A 15,158-nucleotide genomic window follows, 5' to 3' on the forward strand; every position below is an offset into this window, starting at 1 on the left:
GCGGTCTAGGTGACCACACGCGCACCGGCCACCGGGCCGTGCACGTGAAGCGCCTCGTACCCCGCGGCCGACAGCGTGATCTGCAGTTCGAGTGCGGACTCCGGATCGACGGCCAGGAATGCCAGGGTAGGGCCGGACCCCGACACCAGCCCCGCGAGCGCTCCGGACTCCTCGCCCAGTTCGAGCACCTCCCGCAGCTGCGGGAGCAGCGAGAGCGCCGCGATCTGCAGGTCGTTGCGGGTGTGTTCGGCGAGGGCGACCGGATCGCCGGCGCGCAGCGCCTGCAGCACCGCCGGATCCACGGCCGGCGCACCGGTCGCCGCGATGTCGGGGCGCGCGCGCAGCTCGTCGAGGTGCGCGTACACCTCGGGGGTCGACAGGCCCGCGTTCGACGGCACCAGCACCCAGTCGAACCGGCCCTTCGCGAGGGCAGGGCTGAGCTGGTCGCCGCGGCCGGTTCCGATCGCCGTTCCTCCCATGAGGGCGAAGGGGACGTCGGCGCCCAGACGGGACGCCAGCTTGTGCAGTTCGGCGCTGCCGAGCTCGGCCCCCCACAGCGCGTCGCAGGCGACGAGGGCGGCTGCGGCATCCGCGGATCCGCCGCCCATGCCGCCGGCGACGGGCACGTGCTTGACGATGTCGAGGTGCACGCCGCCGGAGTACCCGATGCGCTGAGCCACGAGCCGCGCCGCGCGCACCGCGAGGTTGCGGTCGTCGGCCGGCACGCCCGACACGTCGACCGTGCCTGAGATCGCCACGGTGAACTCGTCGGACGACGAGGCCCACACGTCCTCGTAGAGCGAGACCGCCTGGTACGCCGACGCGACGTCGTGGTAGCCGTCGTCGTGCACGCCGCCGACCTCGAAGAAGAGGTTCAGCTTGCCCGGCGCCCGCACCCGGACGCCGTCGGGGGCGAGAGCCTGCGTCACCGGTTCGCCGATTCCGCCCAGAGGTCCACGTCGATGCCGTCCGACAGCGCGTCGATGCGCTCGAGCTCCTCGGTGTCGAACGCCGGACCATCGAGCGCCTTGAGGTTCTCGTCGAGCTGCGCCGGACGCGATGCGCCGATCAGCGCGGATGCGACCACGGGGTCGCGCAGCACCCACTGGATCGCCATCTGCGCGAGCGTCTGCCCGCGCCCCTTCGCGATGACGTCGAGCGAGCGGAGGGTGCTGAGACCCTTCTCGCTGAGCGAGCCGCCCGGAAGCGACGCGCGCTGCTGCGCGCGCTCGGCGGAACCGTCGCCGAGGTACTTGTCGGTGAGCAGGCCCTGGGCGAGCGGAGTGAACGCGATCGCGCCCATGCCCTCCTGCGTCAGGACGCCCGTCAGGCCGTCTTCGATCCAGCGGTTGAGGATCGAGTACGACGGCTGGTGGATGACCAGCGGGGTGCCGAGCGAGCGGGCCACGGATGCCGCCACCGCCGTCCGCTCGGCGCTGTACGACGAGATGCCCACGTAGAGGGCCTTGCCCTGACGCACCAGCGTGTCGAGCGCCCCCACGGTCTCTTCGACCGGCACGTCGGGATCGACGCGGTGCGAGTAGAAGATGTCGACGTAGTCGACGTTCATGCGCCGCAGGGACTGCTCCGCGCTGGCCAGCAGGTACTTGCGCGCGCCGCCGTTCCCGTAGGGCCCGTGCCACATGTCGTAGCCGGCCTTCGACGAGATGATGAGCTCGTCGCGGTACGGGGCGAAGTCCTCGCGCATCATGCGGCCGAAGTTCGTCTCGGCGCTGCCGTACGGCGGACCGTAGTTGTTGGCCAGATCGAAGTGGGTGATGCCGCGATCGAAGGCGTGGCGCAGCAGCGCCCGCTGGTTGTCGAACGGGATGTTGTCGCCGAAGTTCCACCACAGGCCGAGAGAGACGGGCGGAAGGGTCAGGCCCGACGTTCCGACGCGGCGGTATTCCGCGAGATCGTAGCGGTCGTGGGCGGCGGCGTAAGGGCGGTGGAGGTCTCCTCCACGGGACAGGTAGCGCGCGTCTTCGGTCACCGGTCCAGGCTATCGGCGCGGCGTCCGGCGCGCAGGTGACAGCCGCCGGCGTGTACTCCCCCGGGTGTCCTCGAGCAGGGCACACGCAGTGCCGGCCTGTCAAGGGATGCAAGAGGAAACGTCTTCGTAACGGATGATGCCTAGGGTGACCACACCGGACGGCGACACGTCGTCGCCAGCGAAGGAGGAAATATGGCCGCACTCTCGGCTCTGCCGCAGCCCGCCCGTACGTGGACGGGGCTGCTGGAGCGCGCGGACATCGCCGTCGACCGCGGCATCCTGCATCTCGTGCACGACGATGTCACGCCGGTCGAGGCCCGCACGTCGGATCTGCTGCTCGTCGCCGGCGCCCTGGAGGCGGCCGGCATCACCGTGACGCTCATCCGCCACGATCGCGCGGTCCCCGCGCTGGCGATCGACCTCGCCGATCGCGACGCCGCCCTGGCGGCGCTCGACGGTCTCTGCGATACGGAGCCGCTGTACCTCAAGGCGAAGGGGCGTCCGCCGGTGCTCGCCTCAGACGCCCAGCCCCTCGCGGCGGCACCGACGGCCGTGCGCGTCTACCGTCCCCGGATCAGCCGCAACGGCACCCTTCGCTACACCGCCGCGCTCGGCGCCCACCTCGAGCTCTGGCGCTTCACCGACGACCTCGTCGAGGCGCCGCGCGACAACGCACTCACCCGCAAGCTCACGCCCGCCGACGACCTCGCGTACACGACCGTCGAGCGCTACGGGCGTTCCTGGCGGACGCTCGACGGCATGTTCGATCCGCAGCCCCACGAGTTCACCGAGGAGGTCGACCTCGTCTTCTCGTGGGTGGACGGCTCATCGAGCGCGTTCCAGCGCATGCGCGCCGCCCAGATGGCCGAGTACGTCGTCGGCGACGGCGACGACAGCCCCGCGCGCTTCCGGCACGTGGACGAGCTGCGCTATGCGTTGCGCAGCGTCCACATGTACGCGCCCTGGGTGCGGCGGATCTTCATCGCGACCGACTCGCCCGCGCCGTCGTGGCTGCTCGACCACCCGAAGGTGACGATCGTCCGCAGCGAGGAGTTCTTCGCCGACCCGTCGGTCCTGCCGACCCACAACTCGCACGCCGTCGAGGCGCAGCTGCACCGGATCCCGGGGCTGGCCGAGCACTTCCTGTACTCGAACGACGACATGTTCTTCGGGCGGCTGGTGGAGCCGGAGCTGTTCTTCACGCCCGGGGGGGTGACGAAGTTCGTCGAGTGCGAGGTGCGGATCGGGGCCGGTGCCCCCGCGCCGCACCGCAGCGGACACGACAACGGACTCCGCGTCAACCGCGCCCTCCTCGGCGAGCGGTTCGGGCGCACCATCGTGCGCGACCTCGACCACTGCGCGACGCCGCTGCGCAAGAGCGTGATGGCCGAGCTCGAGGAGGCCTTCCCCGACGACTTCGCCCGGACGGCGGCATCCCGCTTCCGCTCGGCCACCGATATCTCGGTCACGAACAGCCTCTACCACTACTACGCGCTCATGACCGGGCGCGCCGTCGCCACGCGCGAGCCGCGCGTGCGCTACGCGCAGACCACGATGGCGTCGGGTCTTCGCCGCATGCAGCGCCTGGCCGAGCGCACTGATGTCGACATGTTCTGCCTCAACGACGGCGGCAACGCCGAGGTGCCCGAGGACGTGCGCGTACAGAGCCTTCGCGATGCGCTGGAGCGCATGTTCCCGGTGCGGGCGCCGTGGGAGCGCGCCGAGCTCAGCGCAGCAGAGGAATCGGCTCGGTCGGCGCATCCCTCGGCGCGGCGCTGAGGGGCGCGACGTCGGCCAGGCGCAGCCGGCGCTGCGCCTCGTCGGCGTCGATGTACTCGAGGGTGCGCGGCGCGTCGACGGGCACGACCGAGTGCACGACGGTGTCGTCGTAGACGTGGACGAGATTGAACGCCTGCGCGCCGTCCTGCGGCCGGGTGCCGCCGACGGGAACCGTCAGGTCCTGCGCGTAGCAGGTGGATGACGCCACCGACACGGGGATGCCGGCGAAGGTCGCGAAGGTCGAGTAGTGCAGATGGCCGGCGATGACGGCGCGGACGTCGCTGCCGCGCAGCACCGCCGCCAGGCGCGCCTGGTCGCGCAGCTCGACGCTCGCCGCGAGCGGCAGCACCGCCGGAACGGGAGGGTGGTGCATGGCGAGGATCGTGCCGAGCGGCGCCGGCGTGGCCAGTACGTCGACGAGCCACGCGAGCTGCTCGTCGCGCAGTTCGCCGTGGTGGTGCCCGGGGACGCTCGTGTCGAGGGTGACGACGCGGAGGCCGTCGAGCTCGTCGACGCGGTCGACGGGGCGGAGATCCGATGCCTCGCCGAGCAGCTCGGCGCGGAATGCCGCACGATCGTCGTGGTTGCCCATCACCCACAGCACCCGTGCGCCGATGCGCGCTGCGAACGGCTCGACGAGGGCGCGGAGGTCGGCGTAGGCGCCGCGCTCCCCCAGGTCGACGAGGTCGCCCGTGAAGACGACCGCGTCGGGCCGGATGCCCGAGTCCTCGATGACCCCCAGCGCGCGGGCCAGCTGGGCCGCACCGTCCAGGGCATCGAACAGGCGCGGCGTCGACGCCGCGCGCAGGTGGGTGTCGCTGATGTGCAGCAAGATGCGTTCAGGGGCCGGATATTCGGCGGGTCGCATGTCGATTCACTCCGGTCCGCCGCGAGGCGAGCTGCCCGTGGAACGGGACGGCGGACGCAGAAATGTTACCGGCATGTTTCGGGCCGTCCGGTCACCACACGGTGAACAATCACGAAACTCACACGACGACGGCGTCTCCGGCAGCCCGCGCGATGCGCACGAAATCGTCGATGGAGAGGTCCTCGCCGCGTGCGGTCGGCGCCACTCCCGCGCTCTCCAGCACCGCCGACGCCGCGGCCGCGGTGCCCCCGAGAACGCCCGACGTGGCCTGACGCAGCATCTTCCGCCGCTGCTGGAAAGCCGCGTCGACGATGCCGAACGTCCTCCGGCGGAGGGCCTCGTCACCGCGGGGCTCGGGGTCGCGGCGGAATCCGACGAGCACGCTGTCGACGTTCGGGACGGGCCAGAACACCTGGCGCGAGACGGTGCCGGCCAGACGCCAGGGTCCGTACCAGGCGGCCTTGACGCTCGGGGCGCCGTACACCTTCGATCCGGGCGGGGCGGCGAGGCGCTCCCCCACCTCGGCCTGCACCATGACCACACCGCGTTCGAGGCCGGGGAAGTTCTCGAGGAAGTGCAGCAGGACCGGCACGCTGACGTTGTAGGGCAGGTTCGCCACGAGCACGGCGGGGTCGCCCGGAAGCTCGGTGACACGCAACGCGTCCGCGTCCACGACGGTGAGAGCGCCGTCTGCGACGCCGTGCGCGGCCGCCGTCGCCGGCAGGCGCTCGGCGAGTCGGTGGTCGATCTCGACGGCGGTGACGGATGCGCCCGCCTCGAGGATCGCGAGAGTCAGCGACCCGAGTCCCGGCCCCACCTCGACCACGCGGTCGCCCGGAGCCACCTCGGCGACGCTCACGATCTTGCGCACCGTGTTTGCGTCGACGACGAAGTTCTGCCCGAGCTTCTTGGTCGGCGTCACGTCGAGGTCGGCGGCCAGCGCGCGGATCTCGGCCGCACCGAGGAGTGTCACGGGCATGCGTTCACTGTACCCATCGTCGCGGCGGGGGCCGGCCGGGAGTCCTTGGTCGCCGGCGCCACGCGTGCCGGCATCCGTCCTGCGGCGCCGGCGGGAGCCGCACCACTCGGTTCGCCGACGAGCCGTCGATTGCCTCGCCCTCGGGGCGGTCGGCCGCTAGCGTACGACCATGAGTTCGACCGGATCGATCCCCGCAGACGCGTTCTCTCTCCGAAGCCCCTACGGGCGACGGGCGATCGGCCTCTCGGTCGCCGCCGCCGTCGGCGGCTTCCTGTTCGGCTTCGACTCGTCGGTCATCAACGGCGCCGTCGACTCGATCTCGAAGGACTTCGCGCTCAACGACGTCATCACCGGGTTCGTCGTCGCCATCGCCCTCCTCGGCTGTGCCGTGGGAGCGATCATCGCCGGCAACCTGTCGGACCGCTGGGGGCGCCTGCGGGTCATGTTCCTCGGCGCGATCATGTTCTTCGTCAGCTCCATCGGCGCCGGCCTCGCGTTCTCGGCCTGGGACCTCGCGCTGTGGCGCGTCATCGGCGGTCTCGGCATCGGCATCGCGTCGGTGATCGCTCCCGCATACATCGCCGAGATCGCGCCTCGCCAGATCCGCGGCGGGCTCGCGTCGCTGCAGCAGCTCGCGATCACGATCGGCATCTTCGCCGCCCTCCTGTCGGACGCACTGCTGGCGAACACCGCGGGTGGTGCCGACAACGTGCTGTGGTTCGGACTCGAGGCGTGGCGGTGGATGTTCCTCGTCGGCGTGATCCCGTCGGCGGTGTACGGCATCCTGTCGTTCACGCTGCCGGAGTCCCCTCGCTACCTGATCGCGAAGGGCCGCTACGACGAGGCGAAGGAGATCTTCTCGCGGCTCGTCCCGGCCGCAGACCTCGACCACACCATGCGCGATCTGCAGACCGCGATAGAGACGGACCGCAAGAATGCCGGCGTCTCGCTGCGGGGTCCCGTGCTGGGCCTGCAGCGGATCGTCTGGGTCGGCATCATCCTGTCGGTGTTCCAGCAGTTCGTCGGCATCAACGTGATCTTCTACTACTCGACGAGCCTCTGGCAGTCGGTCGGGTTCGACGAGAGCGACTCGTTCACGATCAGCGTCGTGACCTCGATCACGAACGTGCTCGTGACGCTCATCGCGATCTTCCTGGTCGACCGCGTGGGGCGCAAGCCGATCCTGCTCACGGGCTCCGTGATGATGGCGCTCTCGCTCGGCCTGATGGCGATCTCGTTCGTGTTCTCCGAGACCGACGCCGAGGGCGCGGTCACCCTGCCCGCACCGTGGGGACCGATCGCGCTCATCGCGGCGAACGTCTTCGTCGTCGGATTCGGCGCCTCGTGGGGCCCTCTCGTCTGGGTGCTGCTCGGCGAGATCTTCCCCAGCCGCATCCGCGGCAAGGCTCTCGGCGTCGCCGCCGGCGCGCAGTGGATCGCGAACTTCCTCATCACGATCTCGTTCCCCGCGATGTCGTCGTGGTCGCTGCCGCTCACATACGGCATGTACGCCCTGTTCGCGGCGCTCTCGTTCTTCTACGTGCTCCTGCGCATTCCCGAGACCAAGGGCATGGACATCGAGCAGACCGAGACGCTGTTCACGCATAAGGGCGCGGCCACGCCCACGAGCTGACGTCGCGCCCGCGGGCCGTCGCGCATCCCGCCGCCCTCATAGGATGGCGGGATGCCTTCGCTCGGGGAGATCATCGCGCCGCGCCGCCTCGGGACAGACTTCCGCTGGCTGCTCGCGTCGTCGTGGACGAGCAATCTCGGCGACGGCATCGCACTCGCCGCCGCGCCTCTGCTGATCGCGTCGCTGACCTCGTCGCCGTTCCTCGTCGCCGCGGGCGCCATGATGCAGTTCCTGCCGTGGCTGCTGTTCGGGCTGCTCGCAGGGGCTGTCGCCGACCACCACGACCGCCGCCGCCTCGTCATGCTGGCCAACGGACTGCGAGCGGTGGTCGTCCTCGCCCTGGTCGTCTTCCTCGTCACCGGCCAGGCGACGGTGTGGCTCGTGCTCGCGACGGCGTTCCTCTACGGCACGGCCGAGGTGTTCGCCGATTCCGCCGGCAGCACGCTGCTGCCGATGCTGGTCAAGCCCGCCGACCTCGGCATAGGCAACGCCCGGATGCAGGCCGGCTTCCTCGTGGCCAACCAGCTCGCCGGTCCGCCGCTGGGAGCGTTCCTCTTCGCGCTCGGATCGTTCTGGCCGTTCCTGCTGCAGGTGATCTGCGTGTCACTCGCTGTGCTGCTCATCTCGCGCATCGCCCGCACGCCCGTGCCGGATCAGCCAGGTGCCCCACCGGGCACCAAGGTGCACGCGATCCGCGAGGGCCTCCGGTGGCTGCGTCACAACGCGCCGGTGCGCACCCTCGTGATCATCATCCTGGTGTTCAACGTCACCTGGGCCGCGCCGTGGGGCGTCCTGGTGCTCTACGCCACCGAGCACCTCGGCATGGGCCCCGTCGGCTACGGGGCGCTCACCACCGCATCCGCGCTCGGCGGCCTCGTCGGCATCGCGAGCTTCGGCTGGCTCGAGAAGCACGTGTCGTTCTCGACGCTGATGCGCGTGTGCCTGTCGCTCGAGGTGCTCATGCACCTGGGTTTCGCCCTCACGACGTCCCCGCCCGTCGCGTTCGTCATCATGTTCGGCTTCGGGGTGTACGCGTTCGTGTGGGGCACGATCTCGACCACCGTGCGCCAGCGACTCGTGCCGATGGAGCTGCAAGGCCGGATCGCCTCGGTCAACATGGTGGGCGTCTTCGGCGGTCTCGTGATCGGGCAGTTCATCGGCGGCATCCTGGCCCAGCTGTTCGGACTCACCGCCCCGTGGTGGTTCGCCTTCGCGGGATCGGCGATCACTCTGCTGCTGGTGTGGCGCTCGATCTCGCACATCGCCGCCGCCAAGCCCGTGCTCGGCGACGGCACGGAGGGCGATGTGCGACCCTCGCAAGAGCCGGGTGCCGGCGGGATGCCGTTGCCCGACTGACGGGTGCAGCGGCAAGGCTCATCGGCAGACACCCGTGCGGTATCGGATCGACACCTGAGCCGCCGCCCGGTGGATCAGCCGGCTACGCGCCTCGCGAGTCCACGAGCTCGGCCAGACGCGTGCCGAACCGCTCCAGCCGCGGCACCCATGGCGCTGCCATCTCGCCCGCCGCTGCGCGGCGGAGCGCCTCCGCGAACGGGACCCACGCGCTCTCGCACACCTCTTCCGGGTCGAGCGTCAGGGCCGGGTCGCCCGCGACGGCCGTGACATAGACGTCGAACAGGGCCGTCCGCTCGGTGAGCCGGCCGACCAGCACCACGTCGTCGGCGCCGACCCGGACCCCGGCCTCTTCGGCGAGCTCACGCACCGCGGCCTGGGCGCTCGTCTCGCCGGTGAGGGCGCTGCCCGCCGGGAACTCCCAGTCCAGCGGGAAGTCCTTGGTGGCCGCGCGGCGCGTCATGAGCACGAGCCCGTCGCCGCGCACGACGCACACCGACGCCACGATGTGGAACATCCCCGCCGGGAAGTCCGGGTCGCCGCGACGGTGCGTGCGTCCGGTGGGGATGCCGTCGGCATCCGTCACATCCCACAGCTCGCCGTCCACAGCGCTCCTCGAATCCCGTCAGTCCTCGAACGCTCCGTAGACCTCGAGCGTGTTCGCCGCGAGCTGTGCGCACAGCTCGTCGACGTCGACGCCGAGTTCGGCGGCCATGAATCGCACCGTCACCGGGACGAGGTACGGCGCGTTCGGACGACCGCGGTGCGGCGTCGGGGTCAGGAACGGGGCATCCGTCTCGACCAGGATCCGCTCGCGCGGGATCACCGCGAGCGCGTCGCGGAGGTTCTGCGCATTGTTGAAGGTGACGTTGCCGGCGAACGACAGCCAGTAGCCGCGCTCGCCCGCGAGGCGGGCCATGGCCGCGTCGCCCGAGAAGCAGTGGAAGACGGTCCGCTCCGGCGGACCCACCCGATCCAGGGTCTCGAGCACGGCGTCGTGGGCGTCGCGGTCGTGGATCTGCATCGCGACGCCATGCTTCTTCGCGAGCGCGATGTGCGCCTCGAAGCTCTCGAACTGCGCGGGCCGCCCGTCCTCGCCGGTGCGGAAGAAGTCGAGGCCGGTCTCGCCGATCGCACGCACGCGCGGCTGCGCCGCCAGCTCGTCGATCACCGCGATCGCCTCGTCGAGGCGGCCGGCCGTCTTGTACGCGGGCGCCTCGTTGGGGTGGATGGCGACGGCCGCCAGCACGCGGGGATGGGATGCCGCGGCCCACGCGGACCACCGGCTCGAGTCGATGTCGCCGCCCGCCTGCACGACGCCGACGACGCCGACCGCCGCCGCGCGCTGCAGCTGCTCGTCGAGCGACAGACCGACCTCGCCGTCCTCGATCTCGAGGTGGGCGTGGTTGTCGTAGACCGGCACCGCGAGGGGCTCCGGCGCCACGGGGTACGTGACGTCGCGCGAGCCCTTCTCGCGGGTGCGGACGTACTGCGAGGGGTCCGAGCCCTCCGCCGGGTACGGGACGGGGGGTGTCGCCATCAGACCGACTGCTCGACGCGCGGGAAGAGCGGTGCCAGGCCGTTGACCGACGTGCCGGGCTTCAGCACGCCCCATCCGCCCGCCTCGCGGATCGGCTGGTCCTGCAGGCGGCCGATCGACTCTGCGGCGCCGAGCGCGATCCAGAGCTTCTCGGTCGACTCCGGCATGACCGGCGACAGCAGCACCGCCAGCGCACGGAGGCCCTCTGCCGCCGTGTACAGCACGGTGCCGAGGCGCTCCCGCTGGGAGTCGTCCTTGGCGAGCGCCCACGGCTCGTTCTCGGTGATGTACAGGTTGAGCGCGTCGACGATCGTCCAGACCGAGCTGATCGCCTCGTCGATGCGGAATCGCTCGATCGCATCGTCGGCGCGAGCCGCGGCATCCGCCACCGTCGTCTGGATGTGCAGGTCGGCCTCGGTGTACGACGAGGGCGGCGGCACGATTCCTTCGAAGTAGCGCTCGACCATGGCGGTGGTGCGCGACGCGAGGTTGCCGAAGCCGTTCGCGAGCTCCGCCTGGTAGCGGGCCGAGAGGTCCTCCCACGAGAACGATCCGTCCTGCCCGAACGCGATCGCCGACAGGAAATAGAACCGGTAGGCGTCCGAGCCGAACACGTCGGTGATCTCGGTCGGGGCGATGCCGGTGAGCTTCGACTTCGACATCTTCTCGCCACCGACGAGCAGCCAGCCGTGCGCGAAGACGCCCTTGGGCACGTCGACGCCGGCGGCCATCAGCATCGCGGGCCAGATGACGGCGTGGAAGCGCAGGATGTCCTTGCCGACGACGTGGTAGGCGGGCCAGCGTCGCGCGAACTCCACGGGGTCGCTGCCGTAGCCGACGGCCGTCGCGTAGTTGAGCAGCGCGTCGACCCACACGTAGATCACGTGCGATTCGTCCCACGGCACCTTGATGCCCCAGTCGAACGTCGACCGCGAGATCGAGAGGTCCTTCAGGCCGTTCCTGACGAACGAGACGACCTCGTTGCGCGCCGACTCCGGCCGGATGAAGTCGCCGCCGGAGTAGAGCTCGAGGAGCTTGTCCTGGAACTCGCTCAGCTTGAAGAAGTAGTTCTTCTCCTGCAGCAGCTCGAGCGGCTTGGAGTGGATCGCGCAGACCTTGAGACCCTCGAAGGGCCCGGTGCCGTCGACGATCTCGGACTCCGTCTTGAACTCCTCGCAGCCCACGCAATAGAGCGCCTCGAACTCGCCGGCGTAGATGTAGCCGCGGTCGTAGATCGCCTGCACGAACGCGCGGACACGCTCCTCATGGCGCGGCTGCGTCGTGCGGATGAAGTCGTCATTGGCGACGTCCAGCGTCTTCAGCAGCGGGAACCACGACTCGCCCACGAGACGGTCGACCCATTCCTGCGGCGTCGCGCCGTTCGCGGCGGCCGCCCGCATCATCTTCTGTCCGTGCTCGTCGGTGCCGGTCAGCATCCAGGTGTCGTCGCCCGCCTGGCGGTGCCAGCGCGCGAGGGTGTCGACCGCCACGGTGGTGTAGCCGTGGCCGATGTGGGGCACGTCGCTCGGATAGTAGATCGGCGTCGTGATGTAGAAGGACGAGGGGCCGGAAGTCACCCGACGAGTCTAGCCAGCGCGGATGCCCCGTCCGCCGCTGTGACCGGACGCCGCCACGCGCGCGGAGAAAACGGGCCCGAACGTAATACTCGGGCCCGGAAGGCAGCGCTCAGGCCCCGGAACGCAGCACTCAGGCCCGGAAGGCAGCACTCAGGCGCTGTCGCGCACGATGAGGGTCGTCGGCAGCGTGATGGGCTCCGGGTGAGCCCCGGCGATGACCTCCAGGAGCAGCGACACCATCCCGTCGCTGATGCGGTCCCATGGCTGGCGCATCGTGGTGAGCGCGGGCTCATGAGTGGCGGCGAGACCCGAGTCGTCGAATCCCGCGACCGCGATGTCTTCGGGGACGCGCAGCCCCGCCTTGCGCAGCGTCGCGACGGCGCCGGCGGCCATCAGGTCGCTCGCGGCGAAGACGGCGTCGATGTCGCGCGTCCGCTCCAGCAGGTGCGCCATCGCGACGGCCCCGGACTCCTGGCTGTAGTCGCCCTCCTCGACGAGCGCGGGGTCGAAGTCCGCGCCCATCTCCTCCTCGAAGCCCACGAGCCGGAACCTGCCGCCCGGCGTGTCGTGAGGGCCGGCGATCATCGCGATGCGGCGATGGCCGCGCCCCCGGAGGTAACGGGTCATCTCGCGCGCCGAACCGATCTCGTCGACCGACACCGTCGGCACCTGGGCTTCGTGACCGAGCGGGATGCCGCAGCATACGGTGGGCACGCCGGCTTCGAGCAGCTCCTCCACGAGCGGATCGGCTTCGTGAGACGAGATGAGCAGCACGCCGTCGACGTGACCGGCACTGACGAAGTGCGTGACGTTGGCGCGCTCGGCCGGTGTGCCGGCGACCAGCAGCACCAGCGTCATCGACCGCTGGGCGAGCGCCTCGGCGGCGCCGCGGAGCAGGAGCGCGAAGGTCGGATCGTCGAACAGCAAGTGCTGCGGCTCGGTGAGCAGGAACGCGAGCGACCCGGCACGACCGGTTGCGAGGCTGCGCGCCGCGTGGTTGGCGGTGTAGCCGGTGCGGCGGATCGCCTCCTCGACGGCCACGCGAGCGTCGGGCGACACCCAGTGCCCGCCGTTGATGACCCGTGACACCGTGCCGCGAGAGACGCCGGCCGCCGCGGCCACATCGCGGATCGTCGGTTTGCGCCGCACGGTCGTCGTCTCGTCCACGACGAGCGACTCTACTCCCCGCCGGGCCGCGAACATCGCGCCGACACGACCTGACTGTGACCGGTCACAGTTGGGTAACGGTTGACGCCGTGCGCCTGCGTCCGGGCACACGCTCAGGTAGAACTGTGACCGGTCACAGTCGCACTCGCCGACCGTGCCCGCCACGACTTGCGGATCACACCCGCATCGACCCGATGGAGCGTCCATGACTTCGCCCGACCGCTGGCCCGAGATCCGGGGAATCGCCTATGGCGGCGACTACACCCCCGAACAGTGGCCCCGGGAGGTGTGGCGCGAAGACGTCGCCCTGATGCGCGAGGCCGGCGTCAACATGGTGAGCGTCGGGATCTTCGCCTGGGCTCTGATCGAGACGAGCGAGGGCGTCTTCGACTTCGCGTGGCTCGACGAGCTGCTCGACCTGCTGCACGACAACGGCATCTCGGTCGACCTCGGCACCCCCACCGCCTCTCCCCCGGCGTGGTTCTTCGCCGATCACCCCGACGCCCGCGTCGTCACGCGCGACGGGGTCACGATGGGCTTCGGAGCGCGCGGCATGGCTTCGCACTCCTCACCGGCCTACCGCGAGGCGATCGTCCGCATCGCGTCGGCACTCGCCGAGCGCTACGCGTCGCACCCCGCCGTCGTCCTCTGGCACGTGCACAACGAGTACGGCGTGCCGGTCGGCGAGGACTACTCCGACCAGTCGGTCCGCGCTTTCCGGGGGTGGCTCCGCGACAGGTACCGCACCCTCGACGCGCTCAACGCGGCGTGGGGAACGACGTTCTGGGGCCAGCGCTACGGCGAGTGGCACCATATCGGCGCCCCCGCGGCGGCGCCATCGGTCGTGAATCCGGCGCAGCGCCTGGACTTCGCCCGCTTCACCGACCACCAGCTCCGCGCCTGCTTCGTCGCCGAGCGCGATGCCATCCGCGCCCATGCCCCGCAGCCGATCACGACGAACTTCATGGCCAACCAGAGCTGGACGACCGACATGTGGGCTTGGGCCCGCGAGGTCGACATCGTGTCGGACGACCACTACCTGTGGGCGGCCGACCCGGAGGGGGAGGTCGGGCTCGCGATCGCGGCCGACCTGTCGCGCTCCGTCGGCGACGGCAAGCCGTGGATCCTCATGGAGCACTCGACGTCGGCGGTGAACTGGCAGCCGCGCAACGTCGCCAAGCGTCCCGGCGAGATGGCCCGCAACTCGCTCACGCACCTCGCGCGCGGCGCCGATGCGATCCTCTTCTTCCAGTGGCGCGCCTCGCGCTCGGGCGCCGAGAAGTTCCACTCGGCGATGATCCCCCACGCCGGCACCACCTCCCGCGTGTGGCGCGAGGTCGTCGAGCTCGGCGACGCGCTGGGACGCCTCGACGAGGTGCGGGGCTCGCGGGTGCAGGCGGAGGTCGCGATCCTGTGGGACTTCGAGTCCTTCTGGGCGCAGGACCTCGAGTGGCGCCCGTCGGTGGACGTCTCGCACGCCGAGCAGATCCGCGCGTTCTACGAGCGGCTCTGGCGCGACGGCATCACCGTCGACTTCGCGCTGCCCGGTCAGGACCTGTCCGGCTACAAGCTCGTCCTCGCCCCCGCGCAGTACCTGCTGAGTGCCGGCGATGCCGCGAACCTGACCCGATACGTCGAAGCCGGCGGCACGCTCGTCGTCTCCTTCTTCTCCGCGATCGTCGACGAGAACGACGCCGTCCACCCGGGCGGTTTCGTCGCCCCGCTGCGCGACGCGCTGGGCGTGGCCGTGGAGGAGTTCCTGCCCCTGCGCGAGGGCGCCCGCCACGCTGTGCACTGGACGGGTGCCGCACCCGCCACGCTCCTCGCCGACGCCTGGCAGGAGGACCTTGTGCCGAGCGGGGCGGACGTGAGGGCGACGTACGTCGACGGCCCCGGTGCCGGTAAGCCCGCGATCACCCGCCACTCGCACGGCACCGGACACGGCTGGTACATCAGCACCCGCTTGGATGCCGCGGGCCTGCGCACCGTGATGAACGACGTGTACGCCGACGCCGGCGTGGCGCCGTCGGTGCACCCCGAGGGGCTCGAGGTCGTCGTGCGCCGCGGAGACGCGGCCGACTACACGGTCGCTATCAACCACCGGGACGACGACGTCACGCTCGCCGCCTCGGGCGTCGAGCTCCTCACCGGCCGGGCGGTCGACGGGGAGTTCGTCGTGACCGCCGGCGGCATCGCGGTCGTCCGCACGGACCGCACCTCCTGACCCGAACCCGAAACCTGCAACACCACCCACCACCGAAAGGGAAAC

At 70.6% G+C, this 15,158-nt stretch carries 12 protein-coding genes; 4 read left to right on the forward strand and 8 right to left on the reverse strand.

Annotated elements, in window-relative coordinates; genetic code table 11:
* Window positions 1-5: 5 nt before the first annotated feature.
* Together ACI3KX_RS13945 and ACI3KX_RS13950 are read right to left on the reverse strand one after the other, a co-directional pair.
* Window positions 6-929: a 4-(cytidine 5'-diphospho)-2-C-methyl-D-erythritol kinase gene (locus tag ACI3KX_RS13945; protein ID WP_363353009.1), complete on the reverse strand. Its 924-nt coding sequence runs from the start codon at window positions 927-929 to the stop codon at window positions 6-8.
* Entirely contained in the window at window positions 926-1,993 is a 1,068-nt protein-coding gene (locus ACI3KX_RS13950; RefSeq protein WP_404910113.1) for an aldo/keto reductase, read from the reverse strand. The genes ACI3KX_RS13945 and ACI3KX_RS13950 overlap by 4 nt, the downstream gene beginning before the upstream one ends.
* 192 nt (window positions 1,994-2,185) lie before the next feature.
* Here ACI3KX_RS13950 and ACI3KX_RS13955 point away from each other — a divergent pair, with 192 nt between their 5' ends.
* Entirely contained in the window at window positions 2,186-3,772 is a 1,587-nt protein-coding gene (locus ACI3KX_RS13955) for a stealth conserved region 3 domain-containing protein (protein WP_404910114.1), read from the forward strand.
* Here ACI3KX_RS13955 and ACI3KX_RS13960 read toward each other — a convergent pair.
* Both ACI3KX_RS13960 and rsmA read right to left on the reverse strand, forming a co-directional pair.
* Window positions 3,720-4,640 carry a phosphodiesterase gene (locus ACI3KX_RS13960; RefSeq protein WP_404910115.1) on the reverse strand — a complete coding sequence of 307 codons (921 nt, stop codon included), beginning with the start codon at window positions 4,638-4,640 and terminating at the stop codon, window positions 3,720-3,722. The two genes, ACI3KX_RS13955 and ACI3KX_RS13960, sit on opposite strands and share 53 nt — an antisense overlap.
* Window positions 4,641-4,758: 118 nt before the next feature.
* A complete protein-coding gene (gene rsmA / locus ACI3KX_RS13965; RefSeq protein WP_363353015.1) occupies window positions 4,759-5,619 on the reverse strand; it encodes a 16S rRNA (adenine(1518)-N(6)/adenine(1519)-N(6))-dimethyltransferase RsmA in 861 nt (286 codons plus the stop codon).
* A 169-nt stretch (window positions 5,620-5,788) separates the two neighbouring features.
* On the opposite strand from rsmA, the gene ACI3KX_RS13970 reads away from it, so the two are divergent.
* Window positions 5,789-7,252: a sugar porter family MFS transporter gene (locus ACI3KX_RS13970; RefSeq protein WP_363353017.1), complete on the forward strand. Its 1,464-nt coding sequence runs from the start codon at window positions 5,789-5,791 to the stop codon at window positions 7,250-7,252.
* 51 nt (window positions 7,253-7,303) lie between these two features.
* Window positions 7,304-8,608, forward strand: coding sequence for an MFS transporter (locus ACI3KX_RS13975; protein ID WP_363353019.1), 1,305 nt, complete (start codon window positions 7,304-7,306; stop codon window positions 8,606-8,608).
* A gap of 82 nt (window positions 8,609-8,690) precedes the next feature.
* Here ACI3KX_RS13975 and ACI3KX_RS13980 read toward each other — a convergent pair whose 3' ends face one another.
* The 4 genes from ACI3KX_RS13980 to ACI3KX_RS13995 all read right to left on the reverse strand — a co-directional run bounded on the left by ACI3KX_RS13980 (window position 8,691) and on the right by ACI3KX_RS13995 (window position 12,889).
* Entirely contained in the window at window positions 8,691-9,212 is a 522-nt protein-coding gene (locus tag ACI3KX_RS13980) for an NUDIX domain-containing protein (RefSeq protein ID WP_404910116.1), read from the reverse strand.
* 18 nt (window positions 9,213-9,230) lie between these two features.
* Window positions 9,231-10,145 (reverse strand): TatD family hydrolase, encoded by a 915-nt coding sequence (locus ACI3KX_RS13985; protein ID WP_349427993.1) that lies wholly within the window; start codon window positions 10,143-10,145, stop codon window positions 9,231-9,233.
* Window positions 10,145-11,722: a methionine--tRNA ligase gene (gene metG / locus ACI3KX_RS13990; RefSeq protein WP_363353025.1), complete on the reverse strand. Its 1,578-nt coding sequence runs from the start codon at window positions 11,720-11,722 to the stop codon at window positions 10,145-10,147. Before metG ends, ACI3KX_RS13985 begins: the two co-directional genes overlap by 1 nt.
* A gap of 150 nt (window positions 11,723-11,872) precedes the next feature.
* Complete coding sequence (locus ACI3KX_RS13995; protein WP_404910117.1) at window positions 11,873-12,889, reverse strand: LacI family DNA-binding transcriptional regulator; 1,017 nt, start codon at window positions 12,887-12,889, stop codon at window positions 11,873-11,875.
* 205 nt (window positions 12,890-13,094) lie between these two features.
* Here ACI3KX_RS13995 and ACI3KX_RS14000 point away from each other — a divergent pair, with 205 nt between their 5' ends.
* Window positions 13,095-15,113 (forward strand): beta-galactosidase, encoded by a 2,019-nt coding sequence (locus ACI3KX_RS14000; RefSeq protein WP_404910118.1) that lies wholly within the window; start codon window positions 13,095-13,097, stop codon window positions 15,111-15,113.
* Window positions 15,114-15,158: the final 45 nt, after the last annotated feature.

This window comes from Microbacterium sp. ZW CA_36, assembly GCF_044987475.1.
Classification (GTDB): domain Bacteria; phylum Actinomycetota; class Actinomycetes; order Actinomycetales; family Microbacteriaceae; genus Microbacterium.

Excerpts from the sequence above, each read along its gene's own strand:
- ACI3KX_RS13955 (WP_404910114.1), top strand. The coding sequence starts at position 2,186 with ATGGCCGCACTCTCGGCTCTGCCGCAGCCCGCCCGTACGTGGACGGGG.
- ACI3KX_RS13985 (WP_349427993.1), bottom strand. The coding sequence starts at position 10,145 with ATGGCGACACCCCCCGTCCCGTACCCGGCGGAGGGCTCGGACCCCTCG.
- ACI3KX_RS13975 (WP_363353019.1), top strand. The coding sequence starts at position 7,304 with ATGCCTTCGCTCGGGGAGATCATCGCGCCGCGCCGCCTCGGGACAGAC.
- ACI3KX_RS13960 (WP_404910115.1), bottom strand. The coding sequence starts at position 4,640 with ATGCGACCCGCCGAATATCCGGCCCCTGAACGCATCTTGCTGCACATC.
- ACI3KX_RS14000 (WP_404910118.1), top strand. The coding sequence starts at position 13,095 with ATGACTTCGCCCGACCGCTGGCCCGAGATCCGGGGAATCGCCTATGGC.
- rsmA (WP_363353015.1), bottom strand. The coding sequence starts at position 5,619 with ATGCCCGTGACACTCCTCGGTGCGGCCGAGATCCGCGCGCTGGCCGCC.
- ACI3KX_RS13970 (WP_363353017.1), top strand. The coding sequence starts at position 5,789 with ATGAGTTCGACCGGATCGATCCCCGCAGACGCGTTCTCTCTCCGAAGC.